This is a genomic window from Leifsonia sp. Leaf264 (genome assembly GCF_001422325.1).
In the GTDB taxonomy this organism is placed as follows: Bacteria; Actinomycetota; Actinomycetes; order Actinomycetales; family Microbacteriaceae; genus Orlajensenia.
In genome coordinates, this window is the sequence record NZ_LMMR01000005.1 from 506137 (window position 1) to 524144 (window position 18008).

The following is an 18008-nucleotide window of genomic DNA, read 5'->3' on the forward strand; positions in this document are numbered from 1 at the left end:
CGGTCTCCGAACCGGTCCGTCAGTTGGTGTAGCCCCTGCGTGCCCGGCCGGCGAAGATGGCGGACAGGCCTCCAAGCAGCAGCGCCAGCGACAGGCCCGCGGGGAGCAACGGGTTGAACCCTGTGTCGGGGTGCTCATCCAATCCGCTCTCCTCGGTGTCGGGTCCAGCCGCGGGAGCTCCGTTGCTGGCGCCGACGGCAGCCCCGTCATCGGTGCCGTTGTCTGTCACATCATCTGAGCCGTTCCCGTCCATCGGTCCGCTGGTGATTGTGATGTCGGCGCTGGTGAACACAGCCCCTCCGATGTCCTGCAGCACGATGTGGTGGGTGCCGGCCGGTGCGGTGTTCGGGATGGTGACCTGGCCGTTCAGCACACCGTGCTCGTCGGCTGTGACAGTGCCGAGCAGGATCGGGTCTGAGTGGAGGAACACCTTCACGTCTTCGTTGGGGAGGAATCCGGTTCCGGTGACTGTGAACTTCGCGCCGGCGGTGACGGAAGCCTTCTCGATCGTGTTCTTCGGCTTGTCTGCCGGAGCTGGCGGCTTCGTCGGGTCCGGAGAGGAAGTCGGCGTCGGCTTGGGCGTCGGGGTTGGTGGGGTCACCGTGCTGAATGTGGTCTTCGACCCGTTCCAGGTGACGCTCTTCACGAGGCTGGGGTAGTTGCCGAGGATGCCGAAGCTCCGGTAGTACAGGTCGCCTTCGTCGTCGAGCAGGTTGTCGAGGACGGAGAGGTCCTTCCATCCGGTGATGTCGAACTCGGGTGTGTAGCCGTCGGTGAACGGCTGGACCTTGAACTGGTAGTCGTCTTCGTAGCCGGCAGACGCGATGGTGCTCGGTGCGGTGTACAGGGTGGTGCGGTGCGCAACTCCGCCGTCGTCGACGACGGTCAATCCCACGAGCGGCTGTGCAGCGCCGGTTGTCGCTTCAGAGTCGGCGGTGAGATCGACACCGAACCCGTTCAGCAGCCTGGTCAGCTGGGGGCCTGTGACGGGAACGCCGTTGCTTGCGGGGGCGGTGACCTGGTTGATGAACCGGTTGAACCCGCCTGTTCCGTAGTGAAGCCCGTCCGCTTTCAGAGACCAGGTTCCGACGCCGGGGTTCGTGCCGGCATCCATGAACCAGCCGGTGCCGTCGATCGGGCCAGCGGTGATCGCGGAGACGGTGACGCCTGGCGCGGCTGCATACAGGGGCGCCGCAGCGGCGACCCCGAGAAGCCCTGCTGCGCCGACTGCCATGACGGCAACCCCGGCGATCGTGGTGTTCTTCCGGCGCTTGCCAACGTGCTTCGATGCCAAAACGGTGCTCCTCATGTCTTAGATGGACGGTTCTTCTCCGTCCAGACATGTGGCGACAGATACTCAGCTGGCCTGCCTGAGCTGCAGCGGTCCTGTGTTGGCTGCCTTGCCGAGCACGACACGCTTCGCTTCTCGGTGATCGGCTCGGTTGTTCGGGCCGCGCGGGTATTCGTTGCTGGGTGGGCGGCCGACGGAGACCAGAAGAACCGAGGTGGGTGGAGGCCGGCGGCCGGGCTTTCGGTGTTCCGACTTCATCCATTCGTACTCGGCCTGCCACCACGCCCAGACCTGACGTTCGATGTCGTAGCGGTGCCTGCGGCCTTCGAGGTAGCCGGCAACGCCGAACTCGACTGCCACCCGTTCCCTGGCGGTGCCATTGGTCCGCTGCCATCCCGTATCGGTTGTCACCACGAGCCCCTGCTCTGACAATCGTGTGAGAGCTGCCCGGAGTCGTTTGATCGTGAGCGATATGTGGGCGAGAAGATCCAGGGTTGTCGCGGAGCTCTCGGATCCCAGCGCAGCGAAGATCGTACCGGCGTCGCGGCCGAGGCTCCCCGGTGAGGCGAACGCATCGTGGTTGCTCAGCTCGAGCCGGTTCACAATCTTCCGCAGCTGGATCTTTCTTCTCTCGTCGGGAGGGACCGCGGGGCGCGTAACCGCTTGTGCCCACTCTGTTGAAGAAGGGTCTGTGGAGAACCTGTCTCCGAGCCTGAACGTGGCTCCATGAACTCCAGCTGCCGGCGTCGTCAGTACCAGCCAGTTGTTCTGTGTCAGCCAGAGAAGGGCGAGGCGGCAGGCTTCCCGGCCGTACCCGGTGTCCTGAGAGAGCCGTCGGGTGTCCGCTTCGACCTCGGAGCTCACCGACTGGAGGATGTAGGCGCTGACTGCATCCAGGATCTGGCGGCGGCTGCGGTTTGTTGACCAGAGTCCTGGGGATGCGTCTGCGGCCCGCTGGGCGGCTTCAACGGCGTCGGAGACTGCCGCGGCGCGCGCGTCGAAGGTTGCGTCGAACGAGTCGCCGGCTGGGAGGTTCGTCGCGACGAACTGAACGGCGTATCGCCAAGCGTTCTGCAGCGCTTTCTCCTGCTGCCGGACTGATCGGTCGAGCCGCATGTTCGCGCCACGGCTGGTGCGGGCGTGTTCCAGTGCGGGGGAGTGGGCCAGGAGTTCGTGCACGTCTGCGTACCGCCATCGGGCTCGTGCGCAGCCGGAGAGGACAACGGCCATGACCCGTGACAGGTCCTGCTCATCGGAGGGCTCGTCGATGAGCTTCCGCACTTTGGTGGTCACCGGTCGTCGGTCACCGATCAGGTGAGGGTGTCCGTGGTCGTCGACGGTGACTCCGCGGGGCGTGGAGGTGGTGGACTCCGGCAGGGCAGCACCCAAGTCGATCAGGTGGTCCCTGAACGCTTCAAGCTGCGCTGTGACTGTGGACGGGCTCAGGAGGGGTTCGAGCGACGTGACAGGTATGGAGTGCCCACCGTTTCGATGCGGAGCTCCGGGAGGGCGAACACATCCGGTCAGTCGGTTGGAGAGCGGGGCTGTGTCCACGGAGTGGAGCAGCTGGGACGCAAGCACACCGATGGCTGCCACCAGGTTTGCCGCGATCGGCTCGGCGGTAGCCACCCAGACGTGGCGCCCGCCTGCTGGGGACGACAGGCACACGGTGTACCCGATGGAGAAAGCCGTCAGCCAGGCGGTGAGCCGTTTGGAGTCGCGTTCCGGGTTGCCTTTGCTGGCGTCAAGGTCGAAGACGACGTACCGGAACGCCTTGTTCATGTCGGTGAGGTACAGAGCCCATGGGGTGTCTGGTGCCTCACCACGGATCGACGCAGTGTCGGTGTACCGGTTGGTCGCGGAACCGTCAGGTCCGGGTGCTGCTACACGGACCGTGGGGCGGCAGGACAGCCGCCTGGTGAGATCCCAAGCTGCCTCCGACACGCCGGGGAACCTGTCGGAGGTACGCCAAACGTCGGTTGCTATAGTGGCCACATCCCCTCGGGGTGCAGTGAAGACGCGAAAGACCCTCCGGTCTCTCCGGCTTTGATCTGGATCAGTCCGAACCTTCTGTCGCCAAACAAGTCAGGTTCGAACTGCGAAACTTAGAGCGGCCCGTCACGTGAGTGGCGGGCCCTTTCGTTTATCCGGGAGTGATCGGCAGCTCCACTCTGGTCGGGTCGGGCTGCTTCGGAGCCTGCTCCGGCATCCCCATGTACTCCGCCATACCGATAGCTACGAGGTCGCCGACGGGGATGCCGAGCTCAGATGCTCGATCCCTCAGTGCGCCGGCCAGGGTCTCGGAAACGCGCGCGGTGATGGTGTGCCGCGGACCTTTCCATTTCTGACTCATGGGTGGATTCAAGCGTTAACCGGAATCAGATTCAGATACGCGGGAGGCGTGTCGTGGAAACCCGTCAGCATGCAGTTTGCGGGGGAGTGGCGGCGACGCGGAATGGGGCTGCTGGACCCGCGACACACCGGATGACATATCGCATGACATTTCGGTGTCCCGCTACGTTTAGCTCAACACGGGAGGTGTGATGGCAACGACGGAGCAGCGGCAGCGCAAGCGCGAAGCTGTGCGTCTCCACGCCCGTGTGACCGAGCTTTCTGCTCAGGAGGTGGCGCAGGCGCTGCAGTCGGTCCTGGGGAATGAGCTCGTCTCAGCCGTGGTCGGCAAGGGTGTGCGGACGATCGCCCGATGGGTGTCCGGGGACGGTGCCCCGCCTCTTGCTGTGGAACGGAAGCTCCGCAACGTGTACCAGATCGTTTCCGTGATCGAGGCTGCGTCATCGGCGAGTACGTGTCGGGCGTGGTTCATGGAGATGAACCCGCTGCTTGATGAGGAAGAGCCGGTGGAGGCTCTGGCTGCAGGCAGGAACCGTGAGGTGATGATCGCTGCACGAACCTGGGTTGCCGTCGGCTTGTCAGCCGCCGCTTAGCTCTCCTTGAACGCCGAAACGGCCGGCGGAATCTCTGCCGGCCGTCTCGGGGGAGTGGGATCAGGAGAAGCCGTTGCCGTTCGGGTTGGCGCCCTTGCGCGCGAGCTCCGATTCGACGAGAGCCTCGCGCTCGTCGACGACAGAGGCGATGCTCGAGCGAGCGGCCAGGGCTGGCTCGTGCTGGCTGTAGTGGTGGGCGCAGTACAGCAGCTCACCGACGATGGGCTCGCCGGCCTTGTTGAACGTGTGGATTCCAACCTGGGCGTAGGCTCGTGCGCCGCAAGCCTTGCGGTCGCAGCGGTCGTGCGCGCTCAGCTTGTACTTCGGCTCGGGAGCGGCGGTTGCTTCGATGGGTGCTGGCGCCTGCATGGTCGTTGCTGTCATGTGGTGCGTGTGTCCTTCTGTGTTGGAGGGGCTTCGTGTCCTACATGGGCGGAATGTTGCGGTTCTGCGTGGGTCGGCAGGCTCACTCACCGAACGGGGTGCCGCAGCTGAGGCAGTTCCCGCGGAGTGAGAACGGCTCTTCGGTGTCGCAGGTGTCGCAGTCGCGCCAGGCGAACGCCTTCGGGTGCTTGTTAAGCCATGTGCCGAGGGCGTGCTCGCCTTCAGCTTCCTGGACTGCGTACGCCTCGTCTTCGAATGCTTCGTCGAGGCACTTCAGGTGGATCATCAGGTCGTGGTTGAACCCGTACATGCTGTTGTTGCCGTACGCGCCGTTCAGGCTGTTGTGAAGCTCGACGATCTTCGTCTCCTTCTCCATCCGCTCGGCAGCTCCCTCGATGGTCAGCGGGAAGGGGTTCTCGTCGGTTTCCTCGACGGTGAACTGCAGCTCCACGTCCTCCCAGGTGTAGCCGTCAACGTCGGCGCCGTACTTCTCTTTCACCCATGCTTCGAACGCGTCCACGTGGTAGTTCAGGTAGGTGTCGATGTCGCCACTGATTTCCTCACCAACGGCGGCGACGGGGTTGACGACGATCCCGCCGGTGATCCGAAGCTTGCCTTCAGATGAGCGGCTGACCTCGATGCGGTCCGCGTAGGCGTGGCCGATGACGGACGGCATGTACTGCTCACCGTCTCCGTGTTCGATGCTTCCGAACTGGGACTCAGCCGCGACGAGCCGCTCGTACCGGGTCACCTGGGCGGCGAGTTCGGCGTTACCGGAGTCATCGGCGAGCTCCTGGCGGAGGATTTCCAACGTCATGCTGTTGAAGGCGGCCGCGGCAGCAGCTTCGATCTCCTCGGCGGTCTTGCCGTCGGCGATGAAGAAGTCGAAGCTGCGGTGGTCGATGCCGGAGCCGACCGTCTCAGAGACAGTGAAGATGTTGTCGTCGATCTGCTGGATGCGGAGCTCCTCACCTTCGCTGCTGAAGAAGTGGGTGCCGCCGCCGGCGTTGACCCACTTCTCGGGCAGGTCGTAGCTCTTGAAGGTGAAGGTGCCGTCGCCGAGGCGGGGCTGGATCTTGTTGGTCATGCACCGTAGGTGTGTGGCCAGCCCAGCCTCGGGGAGCCGGACCTACTGCCGCCAGTTCGACGGGGCGTGGTTCTCCTCGACGGCCGCCTTGTGCTCAGGGCTGGCGTACAGGCGGAGGATGTGGATGCACGGGTCCGATCCCTCCTCGAACTCCTCAGCCTCCTCACGGCTGAGCGGGGTGATCGGGAGGGCCAGCTGGTCCTCCTCGTAGGCGGCCTCCTCAGCTTCGCTCATCGGGAACCCATCGTGGGTCTCGCAGATGCCGGGGCCGACAAAACCGGCCTCAAGGCCGATCCTCAGCCACTCGTAGATGTCGAGCTCGGGCTTGATGGTGTCTGTCATGGCTTGCGCCTTCCTCATGGGGAGCGGGGGTGTGCCATGAGGGCATGTGGCGAGTATCTATGGAGCGGTGCGCCGTGCGTTGGCGGCCGAGCGGAACCCAAGTTGCGGAAATCCTAGGCACCCCGTGCTCCGCCGTGCAGTATTCTGAGCGGCACTCACATCACCGATTGCTCCACCCGAAGGAGACCAGATGGAGATTCAGCGGAACACGCCGGTGGCACGCAGCTCGGGCGCCAGCCTGAGCATCGGCGGGAAGACGGCACCGCTCGAGCGAAAGTTTGCCGGGGCCACAAAAGTGGACGTCGGGTTCGTCTTCGACACCACAGGTTCGATGTCGGCGAAACGCGACAGCCTGATCGAGAGCATGAGCGGGTTCATCGACGAGCTCGCCGGCCTCGGCCTGGACTGGCGTGTGTCAGCGATCCCGTTCGGTGACCTCACCGTCCCTGGGGACCGGATCGACTCAGCATTGCCGTTCGTGACCAACGTCGCCGAAGCCAAGCAGCAACTGCGGGGAATGCCGCAGTTCTCTGGTGGCGGCAACGAGGGCGAATCGTCGATCGAGGCGATGTCCGCGGCGGTAGGCAAAGCTTGGCGCAACGACGCGGTGAAGGTCCTTGTGCTGCTGACTGATGACTATGCGTTGAACGTCAACCGCGCCACGGAGATCACGAGCCTGCTCACCCAGACCCAAACGCTGTGCTTCGCGGCAGCTCTCGACACCGGGTACTACCGGGACTGGTGCACCAAGTCCGGGGGAGAGTGGACGGAGATCGCCTCCACCATGGACACGGGATCTGTCCTCCGCCTCATTCGGACGCTGGTCTCGAAAGTCGCGATCACCGCGGCAGCGGTTCATGCAGTCGGCGGCGGCTCCGTCAGGAAGTACCTGGAGATCACGGGGCGCAGTTGACCGCCCCGATCGAGGAAGACCTCTACGAAGTCCTCGGCGTCTCCGAGAAGGCTCCTCCAGAGGTCATCAAGGCTGCGGTGAAGGCGCTTCAACGCAAGTGGCATCCGGACAGGAGCCAGGACCCAGCGGCAGAAGCGACCATGAAGCTGGTCAACCTTGCAGACGAAGTGTTGACGAACGAAACGAAGCGACGTGAGTACGACCGCGATCGAGCTGAACAGGAAGCGCACACTCGCCCCTCAGGTCACAGCTCAACGCGCTCAGAGTCCACCAGACCGGCAGTTCCGGCGCCATCCCCTTCAGCTGTCGACTTCGGAGTCCTGCGCGTAGGAGACCAACGTGTCCAGTCCATCTCGGTTCAGTCAACAGGACGTAGCCCGTCAAACATCTCCGTGAACCCGGACTCACACGCGCATGGATGGGAGATCGTCGACGCATACGAACCGGACGATGAGCCCGGCGTCGTGCTGCGGCTTGACCTGAAGATGACCGCCCCAGATAGCCGGGCGGGTGAACGCACCAGCCTGTTGACCGTGTCCTTCGACGGCAACGCTGTCACAGTCCCGATCCGGTACGAGCTCGTGGTGCCACCCTCCCCGAAACCTCCACCAGCTGCGGCTCCCACGTCACCCCCTTTATCACCCGCTCCCACGTCGTCGTCGTCGTCGTCGTCGTCGTCGTCGTCGTCGTCCTCGTCCAGCGGAACCAGTTCAGGCACTGCAGCCGCCGCGAAGGCAGAACGTCAACGTCGCGGACGCGCCAGGGGAGTGAGCGACTGGATCGTTCTGGTGTGGGCAGTGATCCTCTGCGTCACCGTCCTCGCTCCGTGGCTGATCGGGTTGAATCTGCTGCGCGGGAGCGTCCTTCACCCCACAAGCCCGGAGGTGTGGGACACCGAAGTCCGGGAGATGGGCAGATACTTCCCCTCCGACTGGCTCGGCGGTTGCGTGGTGATCCTGCTTCTGGCTGCAGCGATCATCCTTATCGGTCGATGGACCTACCGTCTGACAACAGTCATCCTGGCGTTCGCTGTGGTCGCCCTCACGCTCGCTTTCGTTCTCCCCGCGTCGACCAGTGCGTGGGAGTCCGCAGAAGCAAGCTCAGCAGTCAACCTGCGTACGACGGCCGGGCCGGATGGAGCCCCGAGCTGCGGATCCGGGGATCCGCTGATCCTCAACAACACAGACGGTGACCAAGCCCTTTATCAAGCCTCAGAAGTGAACGTCCTCACAGAGCGGAAAGACATCCTCGGCGGGCAAGAACCGGACACCTGCGGCTCAATCGAGATCTACGAAGGCTGGGAGCACTTCACGACGGTCCCACTCCCAGACGGCCAGTCAATTCTTCAGCTCGGATATGGAGACAGAGCATTGGGTGTCAGTGGGGGACCATCAATTGCGGAAGGGTTCGCGTGGGCATTCACCTCAGGCAATGAGCTGGACGGCTTTGCGCTCACCGCGCCAGAAACGGTGTGGCGCATCGGCGGCGCGTACGATCCGGAGAACCAGGCAGTCCTATCTGGCGGCGCGAACATCTACGTCCCTCGCGGCGCCGGCGCTCCCGGCGCCCATTTGGACGCGCACAACGGAGTTTCAGGCGCGCTTGGTGTCTCCTTCGACCCATGCGCAACCGGCGGGTATATGACCGACCTCTTCAACACATCAGATGAGCCGCCTCCCGCCACCGGTGGCGGACCAGGCGTCTTGGTCTATTGCCGGCTTGACGATGACAACGTCCAGATGCTGTGGGTCATGGACGCTGGCGGCATCTTCGACGAGGCCGGCACCAAGGTCGACTGAAGGTGAGGACCAGATCATGACGCCGAACGACAAGCCCTACCGTCGCCAGGACGTCGACCTGCCACGTCTGCAACGGTACGCGCGGAGAGTGGCAGGGGAGGCCGACCCCGCGAAGAAGGCCGCGCGCATCTCTCAAACCGAAGAACGGGCGGTGGCCGTCCAGAGGAGCCGCCGGGCGGGGTTCCTGGGGCTGCGCAAGGAGATGTTCGACGCCACAGAGAACCGGTCTGTCGAGGTTGAGCTAGTCCCACCTCACTGGGTGCTGTTCAGCACGACCTACTGGAACATCGATGACGCGAAAGCGTCCTTGACTGAATACAACGAGCAGAACTACTGGGTTCTGACTGAAGGTGGTGATCTCCTGGTGATTCGACGGTGGGAGGAGACGAAGATGTTCAAGGGGTACCCGAACCACGTCATGGACGGGGAGACGACCGCCGCCCCGATGAGCGTCGAGAAGATCCTGGAGCTGGACCATCAGCATCCGAGCTATGACCGCCACCATGGAAGCATGCATTTCTGGGGCAATCGGGAGGCCGGGAAGCTGATCCGACATGCACCGGGGGTGGGGCTGTCGTTGGCGCTGAAGGGCCTGACGACGACGTAGGCCCTCTTCTCGCCAGGAGACAAAAGGGCGACCCCCGACTCCGACAATGATGTCGCGTCGGGGGTCGCCATCGGCCTCGTGCCTTTCGGGCCGCGGCAGGCGCCCTCAGGGACAGTGTCGTAGGTGGCTACAGACCGAGACCGGCAACCGCAGCTGCCGCCTGCTCCTCGGTGAACTTGTCGAAGATGAGCTGGTCGTGGAGGGCGCCGCCGGACATCGCCATCGTCTCCGCGTACACCTTCGCCTTCTTGGCTGCCTGCTCGTTCCAGTCCGCGCCAGAGTTGTCGGCGCCGAACGCCGCGTCCTCGGGGCTGAACTGGTCGAACTCGAGCTGGGTGACCATTCCGTCGCGGCTCAGCGGGACGGTGCTCAGGTAGATCTTCGCCTTCGCGACCGCCGCCGCCTGGCTGGGGGTGACGTCGGGAGCAGCGGGCGTCTCTGCGGCCGGGGCCTCGGCGGCTGCCGCCGGCTTCGTTCCTGCGGTCTCGGTGCTGGGCTCACCACAGGCGGACAGGCCGATGGCGAGCAGAGCGATGATGGGCAGGCTGATGAGGGTCTTCTTCATGGGTTCCATATCTGTGCAAGACCGATCCGCACACGCGCGGGTCGACTAACGGAAGGTCGCGCAACTGCGCGGAGCTCGGACAACCGGGTACTCGCCACTATCATGCGCGGCATCGCTGACATTCGTCGTCAAACGTAGATAAGCCCTGATCAGAGATCAGAAATACCAACTCTTGACATAATCACGCATATCGGTCATTCCGATCCCGGGGGAGAACTGATCTCAGGATGCCCGAGCGGCAGACTTTGAGGCCTCTCGACCTTCATATACGCGAGGTTCCGCACGGGAGTGGATTCTCGTCGCGTGGGCGATCACTTTGGGGTCATCGGTGAAGTGTCCGTCGGCGTAGGCCTTCAGGATCCGGAGCCGTTCTTCGGCAAGGTCCAAACCGGTTTGCTCTGGTGAGGCGGCGAACTCGCCGTCCGGGTCCCGTAGCGATCCGTCGATCTCGTAGACGATCGATGCGGCGATGATCGACAGAACCGGCATGATGGCGGGCACCTTGCTGGAGATCCGGAGGTCGGCTGCTGCGACTGAGACGTTGTGGTCACCGGCGACCATCCACCGTCTGCAGTGGATGAAGAATCGTTCCGACATGTGGGTGTAGATGGTGTGGATCGATCCTGAACGTCCGCGACTGGTCGGTGGCTCGGTGACGAACACCAGTGTCGGGTCTACCTGCTGGAGTTTCGCGGCGACGGCTTCCAGCCGTTTCTGGTTCCGGCTGGGCATGTCAGCCGGCCAACGCGAGGGTGTTCACGAAGTCGGAGACGTCGCTGACGAGGAGGCGGGCGTGCTTGGCGGTGGCTGTGTCGGTTCTGGCCGACCCGTCAGCGATGGAGGTCATGATGTTGACGCGTGCGACGGCGAGGCGGATGACGTCAGGGTCGGGCTCGCCGTTCCGGTCTGCGTTGGGGTTCCACATTGATGTGTTGAGCTCGTTGACCAGGGTCGCTGACAGGATCGACAGCGCGACGATGCTCGGTTTCGCTCCGGCGCGGACGCCGATGTGGGCGGCTGTTCCGTTGGGCATGGACAGGTCTTTGACGAGCCAGTCGCTGCCCCAGATGAAGAAGCATTCGGTGCCGCGGTCGAACACCAGGTGCAGGCAGGGTGTGTTCGGGTCTCCGCAGCTGTCGAGGAGGTCGAGTTCGAGGCTGGGGTCGACGCGGATGAGCTCGTCGCGAACCGCGATCAGCCTCCGGGTGTTCCTCTTCATCTGTCCTCTGGGCGTGCGTGTAGGGGCGCGGCTGGTGTGGCTGCTGTGGGCTGGGTCAGGCTCAGACAGCGAAAGCGAAACGCTTCGGTGCGAGGTCGAAGGAGTTGAAGTAGCGCTTCGCGGAGTCGTATGCCTGCTGGGCGTGAGCTGTGGTCCCGCGGTCGGCTTCGAATCCGGCTGCGTAGTAGGAGAGAGTCTCCAGTCGAGCGCGCATCGTGTTGACGACTGCCGGATCTGGTGCAGATTCCTTCTCGATGGCGCCGGAGAGTGCGGACCCGTCCATGCCGTGGATGATGCTGCCGCTGAGGATGGACAGTGCGATGTCGATGGCTGGGGCGTTCGCTCGGAGGCCCATTGCGGCCGGGGTGAGGGTGTGGCGGGCGGAGTTCATGACGACCCACTCCCCCTGGCTGATGTAGAACAGGTCGATGGCGTACGCGTGGTGGTAGAGGCGGATGCCGTCAACTCCAGGCTGCAGGTGTCCGCCGCCGACGATGACCTGGGCGTCGATGGTGGCGTCGAGGGCCGTGAGGGCGGCAGCGACGTCGGCCACTTTGCCTTTCGCGCGGCCGCGTGACGTGAACCACATCAGAACTTCTCCAGACAGTCGAAAGCCCCGGCGGGTGCACCGGGGCATTGGTCCTATGAAACCACGTTGTTCTGGGCAAGTTCTGCTCAGTTGCTGGGCAGATGCTGAGTCGGTGTAATGGGGTCCGGAGCGGCCACCGGGCTGGGGCCGCTCCGGGGTGGCTCAGGCGGGGAAGTTGGCCGGGTCGACGGTCTGGAAGACGCTGAGGACGAACTTGCGAACGTCGTCCTCGGTGCGGCCGAGTGGCTGGTTGGCCCACTCGGTGGTGGCCTTGGCGACCGGGGCCCAGGTGCTGGCGATGATCTCGTGGGCGGCGATGAGGGCTTCCTGGGCGTCGCTGGAGACGGCTGCGGACTTCGTGTTGAAGTCGGACTCGAAGGCGCACTCCTTAGCGATCCATGCGTTGACGAGGTCCTTGGCGTTGCGGCGCCATGCGGATCCCGGGACGGCTGCTGCGACGATGCGGACGGCTGCCTGGACGTTGGGGCGGCTGGGCTTGGGCAGGCCGGTGATGGCTGCGGTGGCGATGGTGTGTGCGACGACTGCGTCGAGTCCGGCGAGGTCGTCCGCCTGGTCGATGGTGAAGTCGTCCCACAGCCCGAGGAGGCGGTCGTCGAGCTGGTCGGTGACCTTCCAGGAGCCGGAGACGATGGCGAGCCACTGGTGGAGGCTGCGGAACGCGAGCATCGGGGTGGCCTTCAGCTGGTCGAGGACCCAGGCGCGGTCGAAGGAGTCCTCGGGGACGACGATGGGTGCGTCGATGCGGTAGACGGCGCGGAGGTGCTTGGCGTCCCAGTTGAGCTTGCGGGTCTCGCGGAAGCCTTCGGTCTCGTTGGCGTCGAGGTGCTGGTCGTAGGTCTCGAAGTACTCCTCGTCGACGGCGTCGGCGTCGGAGGTGGAGTTGGTCATGTGGTACGCGAACTCCAGGTTGGACATGGAGTCTTCGCTGTTGGGGGCGGTGGGGTCGGTCAGCAGGGCGAAGCTGTCGCGCTTGGCGAGGTTGCGGATCTCGGACTTGGCGGCTGTGGTCAGCAGCTGTCGTGCCCAGCCGACGGCGCTGGCGCCGTCTGCGATGCGCTGGAGGTTGAGGCTGGAGGGGGTGTCGTCGCCGTCGACCTTCTTCAGGAGCAGGTCGAACAGCTCGGCCTGCAGGTCCTTCTCGAGGTAGCGGTGGCGCTCGTCTCGGGTGCTGCGGTGGGCGACGTCGGTGACGACGTTGGTGTCGCGGACGATGAGCCATGCGATCTGGCGTCGGGCGTCGGCTTCGTTGATCTGGCCGTCGATCGCCTCCTGGGCGATCTGGCGTGTGCGGACTTCGGACGGGGTGTAGGTGTTTGTATCGGTCACCCCGCAGACATGTGCGGCTGTCTACAGAAATCTGACGTTCTACACAGGCGCAGCCCGGGAGGAAACCTCAGCTATTGACGGGGTTCCACAAGGTCGCCATTACACCGATCCGGGTTATTCACAGGGTGTTTGTTGCAGAACACACAAAATCGACCCTCAGATGGTCCGGAGCGTGATGGTTTACCGCTAAACCACGAAAACGACGTCCCCCAGCCGAGGGACGCCGTTTTCGTAGCTCTTGTCACAAAGCACGAATCTTCGTGTGGAAGGCCTACACAGCCTCCCGAGCCACCTGATCCTGCCTGTTTGTAGAAGCACGATCAAGGAACTCCTTGGAGAGCCTCACTTCCACAGGGATGGCACGACCCGCGAGGTCACTCGTGATGAAGACCGTTCCCCGGAGGTTCTGACGGGTTCCAGGCTTGTACAGAGGGCGAAGCGAGTCCCAGTTCGGAGCCGTCTCATCACCCGATGTGCCGATCGACTTCTTCGCCGTGATGCGCCGCATCCGCTCGGGGGTCGGTTCCAGCTTCGCGACCTGCAGGGCAGCCAGTGCCTGGCTCTCGTCATCCAGCGGGCCGATCGCCACACGAGACACGTGGTTCATCAGCTTCGCCTCGACGGCGCCGAGCATGTCCTGCGAGTACAGGATCGGAAGGAACCGCTGAGAACGGCCCAGACGACCCGCGCGCTCCGCCTCCTCCGGTGTCGAGCCTGTGACGATCCAAGCCTCGTCCTGGTGGATGACGCCGTCACGGCCGGTGAGGGCCATGCCGGCTCCGGTGAACATTGTCTTCACCGTGGCGATAGCCAGCCGCTGCGGGAACGTCATCATGTCGCGCGGAGTGCCGGGGGTCGGCAGCTCCAGACGGTAGTCACCGACACGGATCAGGGTGGTGCCGTTCGCGACACGCAGACCGTTGGACTGCGGGTTCACACCGAAGAACGCACGGAACAGTGGGCTGGTCTGGGCGATGCGGAACAGCGGGGAGATGATCTCTTCCAGCATCGCCTTGTACTTCGGGTCCGTCTCCGCCTGGTAGGCGAGCTGCAGCGCCTGCCCGGTGCAGGTTGCGCCGAGCTCAACGCCTCGGCCGAGAGCTGTGTACAGCGGCACTTCGACCTCGTGGATCCTCGGACCCCACGGGTTCACCGTGAGGATCGCCGAGGCCGCCGCGTCGACACCCACCTCGGGGCTGGCAGCGAAGCGCAGAGCGTCGAGCGCGCCGTCTGAGGAGACCAGGTTGTCGAGAGAGATGACCTGGCCACCAGACGCCAAGACCGAGGCGCTGAGGTCAGAGCCGGTCTTCGGGTCGATGATGACGTTCGGGATGCCCATCCGGGCCTGCTGATCCGCGAGGTTCAGCATGGCCATGGTCTTTCCCGAACCGGAACCCGCAGCAACAAGGAAGATAGGTGGAACGTCCTCGTCGGAGACTGCCACGTTGGACAGCCACACCGGCTGACGGTCACGTTCGGTCACTCCGAACAGCGCGCCGGCCTTGTCGCCGACGTTGGAGAGGGCGGGAAGCCCTGAGTAGGCGACTGTGGTGGCCGGCAGGTCTTCGAGGTATGGGTTGGCTCGGATCGCGGACGCGATCATCATCTCCGCCCAGGCGCCGGCCTGACGGTTGTGCATCGCGCTGAGCTCCAGCTGGTAGGCGGTGGTCTCCGCCCGCAGGTCGTCCACGATTCCGCGGAGCGCCACGACGACAGAGGTGTCGACGAGGGTGGCTCCCGCTGCGCCGTTCTGGCTGTAGGAACGTTCGACGTCGTGCAGCTCCTGGAACTTCTCGTCCAGCTCCGCCCGGTCCATCTTGTTCTGCTCTTTGCGCTCCTCGAGCTCGGCCTTGTAGTTGAGGATCTGCTTGCGCATCACCTCGCGGGTCACGACAGGGGGTTCCACGTTGGCGCGGATGGACACTGCGATCGCCTGTGATTCGATCAGGCGGGAAGCCCACCGGCCACGGTCGTCGGTGATCGGCACGTAAGGCAGGTCGAAGCTCTCGACGGCAGCGAACGACAGCGCACGGACGCCGTCCATCTCACGCCACACGTCGCAGTCGTCCAAGCCGTGAGACTCGGCGACGCGGGCGATGGCGCCGTTCCGGAAGAAGTGGATGTGGTTGTCGTGGTGGACGACAGGGACGTCGGCGTTCTCGCCGTAGTTCCACCAGCCGTTGATGTACTTCCATGTGTTGGGCTTCGGGTCGTCGAAACCGGCTCGGGTCATGATGCCGTTGATGAGCTCGAAGTCGGAGTCGTAGTCCGACATGGGGGTGCCGCCGGAGGTGAGCGACTCGATGGCGGAGTCGAACGCCGACCGGAGAGAGCCGTTGCCGAGCGTCGGCACGAGGCGGACGCCGAACAGCAGGGTGCGGTTGGTGGTGACGAGGTCGTCGTACGCTGCGTCGAGGTAGTCGCGGATGGGGTGATCTGCGGGCGGTTCGAAGTAGGCGGGGACGTTCGAGAGCGACAGGTGGATCTGTCGGTACTGCTTCTGGTTCATCGAGCGCTGCTTGCCGCGGACGCGGACCAGGCCGCCGAGCTCGTCGATGACCTGGGCGATGCTGTTGCCGGCGGCGACGGCGTCACCTGAGGTGCGGGCTTCAGACACCGGGCTCATCGGGACGGACTTGTACAGCCAGACGGAGTTGTCGATGCCGACGACGCGGCCGTCGCGGTACCGCTTCTTCACCATGGTGGGGAAGTCCGGCTGGTCGCTGGCGTTGGTGTCGCCGACCTTGGGGGTCTTGGCCATGTCTACTTCTCCTCTTTGTCGGATGCGGCCACGAGTTCGCGGTCGAGGATGGCGTTGCCGAACGTCTTCAGGTGCTGTCCTGAGCCGGGCCCTCCCCATGCGACGACGACCGGGGCGGCCGTGTCAGCCTTGTTGATGAGCAGGTCATAGGTGATGGACGCATCGCCCGACTGGCCGACGTACTGGGGCTCCTCAGCACCGGATTCCGGCTCCCACGTGATCTTCAACTTGACCTGAACGACGACGGACTTGGGGGTGGCTTCAGAGAGCCGGCCGTCGATGAACTCGGGCACGTAGCCGGCGTTGTCGCCGAGCTCCACGGTGACGGCCTTGACGCCGGAGAGCGGCATGTAGGAGCGGTCACCGTCCGGGTCGCTGACGATGAGGCGCAGCTGGTCAGGGTCACCGGAGGTGAAGGCTTTCGCCCACGCCTTCACCGCAGGGCGGATCGACTCGGGGGCGCTGATCGGCGCGAGCCCGTACCAGGTGCCGGAGCCGGACCATCCGGTGGCGCTGGTGGCGACCGGGTTGAGGGAGGGGGTTCCGAGCGCAGAGGATCCGTTGGCTTCGGACACGGCGACGGCGACGTCGCTGAGGTACTGGATCCCGCGGCGGTCGACGACAGTGAAGTGGTGGATCTCGACGTCGTAGTCGGGCTGAGGAATGGCCTTCGCCTCGTCTTCCGTCAGCTTCGGCTTCGGCTGCACGTCGAATCCGTCCCAGGAGAGGATCTTGCCGCCGTCGACAGGTGACGGCTTGGCGTCCATCCACGTGTTGACGGTCTGGATGGCGGTGGCCTTGCCAGCTGAGTCGACCTGGTTCACTGTCTTCGCCTGCACCGGGGCGACGGTCTCGTTCATGGAGCCGTAGACGGCGAAGATCAGGACGAGGAAGATCGGGAACGACCAAGCGGCCACCTTGATGTACGTGCGGGCGACTCGCTGCCAACGTTCGCTGAGCTCGACCGGCTTGGAGGCGCGGTTCGGCTTCTCAGCGAGGTTGTCCTCCGCCCAGATGTCGACCTTCTTGTTCTTTGCCATGTTCTGCTTCCTTAGAGGTTCGCCCAGGGGTCAGCCCCGGTGTGGGTTGTGTTCTGGGAGTCTTCGTCGAGCTGCTCGAGCCGGGTCTCAGCCGCCAAGGCGACAGAGAAGTCAGGGTCGCCGGACAGCTGGATGAGGACGGTCTCGTCGATGCCGTCCTCACGGATGAGGGCGCGGCGGACGCGGGAGTCGGGGTGGTTGAGGATCAGAGCGGTGCATTCGTCGCACCGGTTGCTGCCGGCGGGCACCTTGTTGCGGCACACAGCCCAGCACCCGTTGCAGCTACCCGGGAGCTCAGGGGTTTCATGCTTCGGGTGCGTCTTCGGTTTCCACGACTTACAGGTCGGCATCAGTGCTTCCTCGCCATCTGAAGCACGGCGTTCAGTTCAGCGACCGCCGCCTCGTCGAGCTCGTCGATGGCTTTCGCCACCTCTCCCCCGGCCTTGACGTCGGATGTCGGCAGCTGGCCGGTGACGGCGGCGAGTTCGGTGAGGACAGCCCAGACGCCGCGAAGCCGGGCGCGGCCGAGGGTCATGGCGAGGATCAGCCGGTCGTACGGGTTGTCGGTCCCGGTCAGGGAGATGGCGTCCACCAGCGGTCGGGCTGCGTTGCGGCCGCCGGTCATGATGGTGAAGGTGATGTCGACGGGGTTCTTCTTCACGCCGAGGGCGACGGCGAGGAGTTCCAGGTGTTCGGGGCGGGCGTTCAGCAGCTGGTCGTACTTGACGATGGCGCGGCGGATCGCAGCGTGGTCGCGGTTCCGCTTCCTCGGCCCACCAGCTTCAGCGGTGTCGTCGTCTTCGTAGTCACCGGACTCGTCGTTCTGGTAGTCGTCGGAGTCGTTCGGGGCCTCGTCAGCAACGGGTTCAGGAGCGGGTGCGGCAGGCGTCTCCCACGTCGGTGTGGTCACGATGGGTGCGCCGAACACCGGGACAGGTTGAGCTACTGCGGGCGCAGGCTCCGGCTGCGGAGACACAGGAGCAGGCTCAGCGGGGGTCGCGAAGAGATCGATGTCGTCGGCCGGGCCGGCGGTGTGCCGTCCGAATACCGGGGTTGCGGTGTCGCTCACGATGTCGTCCTAGAGGTTGGGGTCAGCAACAAGACATGTGGCGAATCCAG

20 protein-coding genes and 1 pseudogene are annotated in these 18008 nt (G+C 64.5%); 5 read left to right on the forward strand and 16 right to left on the reverse strand.

Going from position 1 to position 18008, the window contains the following annotated elements:
- Positions 1–19: 19 nt before the first annotated feature.
- The 3 genes from ASF30_RS12050 to ASF30_RS12060 form a co-directional block, all read right to left on the reverse strand.
- A complete protein-coding gene (locus ASF30_RS12050; RefSeq protein WP_055906706.1) occupies positions 20–1294 on the reverse strand; it encodes a hypothetical protein in 1275 nt (424 codons plus the stop codon).
- A 63-nt stretch (positions 1295–1357) separates the two neighbouring features.
- Positions 1358–3235, reverse strand: a complete 1878-nt coding sequence (locus ASF30_RS12055) for a hypothetical protein (protein ID WP_157497309.1) — start codon at positions 3233–3235, stop codon at positions 1358–1360.
- A 199-nt stretch (positions 3236–3434) separates the two neighbouring features.
- The gene (locus ASF30_RS12060) at positions 3435–3644 is read right to left on the reverse strand and encodes a hypothetical protein (protein WP_055906712.1); all 210 of its coding nucleotides are present in this window, start codon (positions 3642–3644) and stop codon (positions 3435–3437) included.
- 247 nt (positions 3645–3891) lie between these two features.
- Between ASF30_RS12060 and ASF30_RS12065 the strand changes: the two genes are divergently transcribed.
- Complete coding sequence (locus ASF30_RS12065) at positions 3892–4236, forward strand: hypothetical protein (protein ID WP_157497311.1); 345 nt, start codon at positions 3892–3894, stop codon at positions 4234–4236.
- A 60-nt stretch (positions 4237–4296) separates the two neighbouring features.
- Here ASF30_RS12065 and ASF30_RS12070 read toward each other — a convergent pair whose 3' ends face one another.
- The 3 genes from ASF30_RS12070 to ASF30_RS12080 form a co-directional block, all read right to left on the reverse strand.
- Entirely contained in the window at positions 4297–4620 is a 324-nt protein-coding gene (locus ASF30_RS12070) for a DUF7455 domain-containing protein (RefSeq protein ID WP_442914957.1), read from the reverse strand.
- Between the two features lie 82 nt (positions 4621–4702).
- Complete coding sequence (locus tag ASF30_RS12075; protein WP_055906718.1) at positions 4703–5707, reverse strand: hypothetical protein; 1005 nt, start codon at positions 5705–5707, stop codon at positions 4703–4705.
- A gap of 42 nt (positions 5708–5749) precedes the next feature.
- On the reverse strand, positions 5750–6049 hold the full coding sequence (locus ASF30_RS12080; protein WP_055906721.1) for a hypothetical protein: 300 nt from the start codon (positions 6047–6049) through the stop codon (positions 5750–5752).
- A gap of 190 nt (positions 6050–6239) precedes the next feature.
- On the opposite strand from ASF30_RS12080, the gene ASF30_RS12085 reads away from it, so the two are divergent.
- Both ASF30_RS12085 and ASF30_RS23585 read left to right on the forward strand, forming a co-directional pair.
- Positions 6240–6962, forward strand: coding sequence for a vWA domain-containing protein (locus tag ASF30_RS12085; protein ID WP_055906724.1), 723 nt, complete (start codon positions 6240–6242; stop codon positions 6960–6962).
- Positions 6959–7153: pseudogene (locus ASF30_RS23585) on the forward strand (DnaJ domain-containing protein); the annotation flags it as partial. The gene ASF30_RS12085 and the pseudogene ASF30_RS23585, both read left to right, overlap by 4 nt.
- A gap of 167 nt (positions 7154–7320) precedes the next feature.
- On the opposite strand, the gene ASF30_RS23340 reads toward ASF30_RS23585, so the two are convergent.
- On the reverse strand, positions 7321–7680 hold the full coding sequence (locus ASF30_RS23340) for a hypothetical protein (protein WP_055906727.1): 360 nt from the start codon (positions 7678–7680) through the stop codon (positions 7321–7323).
- Between the two features lie 49 nt (positions 7681–7729).
- On the opposite strand from ASF30_RS23340, the gene ASF30_RS23345 reads away from it, so the two are divergent.
- Both ASF30_RS23345 and ASF30_RS12100 read left to right on the forward strand, forming a co-directional pair.
- The gene (locus ASF30_RS23345; protein ID WP_055906730.1) at positions 7730–8761 is read left to right on the forward strand and encodes a hypothetical protein; all 1032 of its coding nucleotides are present in this window, start codon (positions 7730–7732) and stop codon (positions 8759–8761) included.
- A 16-nt stretch (positions 8762–8777) separates the two neighbouring features.
- On the forward strand, positions 8778–9368 hold the full coding sequence (locus tag ASF30_RS12100) for a hypothetical protein (protein ID WP_055906733.1): 591 nt from the start codon (positions 8778–8780) through the stop codon (positions 9366–9368).
- Positions 9369–9495: 127 nt separating this feature from the next.
- Here the strand turns inward: ASF30_RS12100 and ASF30_RS12105 are convergent, their stop codons facing one another.
- The 9 genes from ASF30_RS12105 to ASF30_RS12145 form a co-directional block, all read right to left on the reverse strand.
- Entirely contained in the window at positions 9496–9933 is a 438-nt protein-coding gene (locus ASF30_RS12105) for an Ltp family lipoprotein (protein WP_055906736.1), read from the reverse strand.
- Between the two features lie 222 nt (positions 9934–10155).
- Positions 10156–10494, reverse strand: a complete 339-nt coding sequence (locus tag ASF30_RS12110) for a hypothetical protein (RefSeq protein WP_157497313.1) — start codon at positions 10492–10494, stop codon at positions 10156–10158.
- A 172-nt stretch (positions 10495–10666) separates the two neighbouring features.
- Entirely contained in the window at positions 10667–11152 is a 486-nt protein-coding gene (locus ASF30_RS12115) for a hypothetical protein (protein WP_055906742.1), read from the reverse strand.
- A 61-nt stretch (positions 11153–11213) separates the two neighbouring features.
- On the reverse strand, positions 11214–11741 hold the full coding sequence (locus ASF30_RS12120; RefSeq protein ID WP_055906745.1) for a hypothetical protein: 528 nt from the start codon (positions 11739–11741) through the stop codon (positions 11214–11216).
- Between the two features lie 162 nt (positions 11742–11903).
- Complete coding sequence (locus ASF30_RS12125) at positions 11904–13088, reverse strand: hypothetical protein (RefSeq protein WP_055906748.1); 1185 nt, start codon at positions 13086–13088, stop codon at positions 11904–11906.
- A gap of 271 nt (positions 13089–13359) precedes the next feature.
- Positions 13360–15849, reverse strand: coding sequence for a hypothetical protein (locus tag ASF30_RS12130; protein ID WP_055906751.1), 2490 nt, complete (start codon positions 15847–15849; stop codon positions 13360–13362).
- A 2-nt stretch (positions 15850–15851) separates the two neighbouring features.
- Positions 15852–16889, reverse strand: coding sequence for a hypothetical protein (locus ASF30_RS12135; RefSeq protein ID WP_055906754.1), 1038 nt, complete (start codon positions 16887–16889; stop codon positions 15852–15854).
- Positions 16890–16900: 11 nt separating this feature from the next.
- Positions 16901–17239 carry a hypothetical protein gene (locus ASF30_RS12140; RefSeq protein ID WP_157497315.1) on the reverse strand — a complete coding sequence of 113 codons (339 nt, stop codon included), beginning with the start codon at positions 17237–17239 and terminating at the stop codon, positions 16901–16903.
- On the reverse strand, positions 17239–17958 hold the full coding sequence (locus tag ASF30_RS12145; protein WP_055906760.1) for a hypothetical protein: 720 nt from the start codon (positions 17956–17958) through the stop codon (positions 17239–17241). Before ASF30_RS12145 ends, ASF30_RS12140 begins: the two co-directional genes overlap by 1 nt.
- Between the last annotated feature and the right edge of the window lie 50 nt (positions 17959–18008).

Excerpts from the sequence above, each read along its gene's own strand:
- ASF30_RS12060 (WP_055906712.1), bottom strand. The coding sequence starts at position 3,644 with ATGAGTCAGAAATGGAAAGGTCCGCGGCACACCATCACCGCGCGCGTT.
- ASF30_RS12070 (WP_442914957.1), bottom strand. The coding sequence starts at position 4,620 with ATGACAGCAACGACCATGCAGGCGCCAGCACCCATCGAAGCAACCGCC.
- ASF30_RS12075 (WP_055906718.1), bottom strand. The coding sequence starts at position 5,707 with ATGACCAACAAGATCCAGCCCCGCCTCGGCGACGGCACCTTCACCTTC.
- ASF30_RS12080 (WP_055906721.1), bottom strand. The coding sequence starts at position 6,049 with ATGACAGACACCATCAAGCCCGAGCTCGACATCTACGAGTGGCTGAGG.
- ASF30_RS12085 (WP_055906724.1), top strand. The coding sequence starts at position 6,240 with ATGGAGATTCAGCGGAACACGCCGGTGGCACGCAGCTCGGGCGCCAGC.
- ASF30_RS12100 (WP_055906733.1), top strand. The coding sequence starts at position 8,778 with ATGACGCCGAACGACAAGCCCTACCGTCGCCAGGACGTCGACCTGCCA.
- ASF30_RS12105 (WP_055906736.1), bottom strand. The coding sequence starts at position 9,933 with ATGAAGAAGACCCTCATCAGCCTGCCCATCATCGCTCTGCTCGCCATC.
- ASF30_RS12110 (WP_157497313.1), bottom strand. The coding sequence starts at position 10,494 with ATGGTCGCCGGTGACCACAACGTCTCAGTCGCAGCAGCCGACCTCCGG.
- ASF30_RS12115 (WP_055906742.1), bottom strand. The coding sequence starts at position 11,152 with ATGAAGAGGAACACCCGGAGGCTGATCGCGGTTCGCGACGAGCTCATC.
- ASF30_RS12120 (WP_055906745.1), bottom strand. The coding sequence starts at position 11,741 with ATGTGGTTCACGTCACGCGGCCGCGCGAAAGGCAAAGTGGCCGACGTC.
- ASF30_RS12130 (WP_055906751.1), bottom strand. The coding sequence starts at position 15,849 with ATGGCCAAGACCCCCAAGGTCGGCGACACCAACGCCAGCGACCAGCCG.
- ASF30_RS12135 (WP_055906754.1), bottom strand. The coding sequence starts at position 16,889 with ATGGCAAAGAACAAGAAGGTCGACATCTGGGCGGAGGACAACCTCGCT.
- ASF30_RS12140 (WP_157497315.1), bottom strand. The coding sequence starts at position 17,239 with ATGCCGACCTGTAAGTCGTGGAAACCGAAGACGCACCCGAAGCATGAA.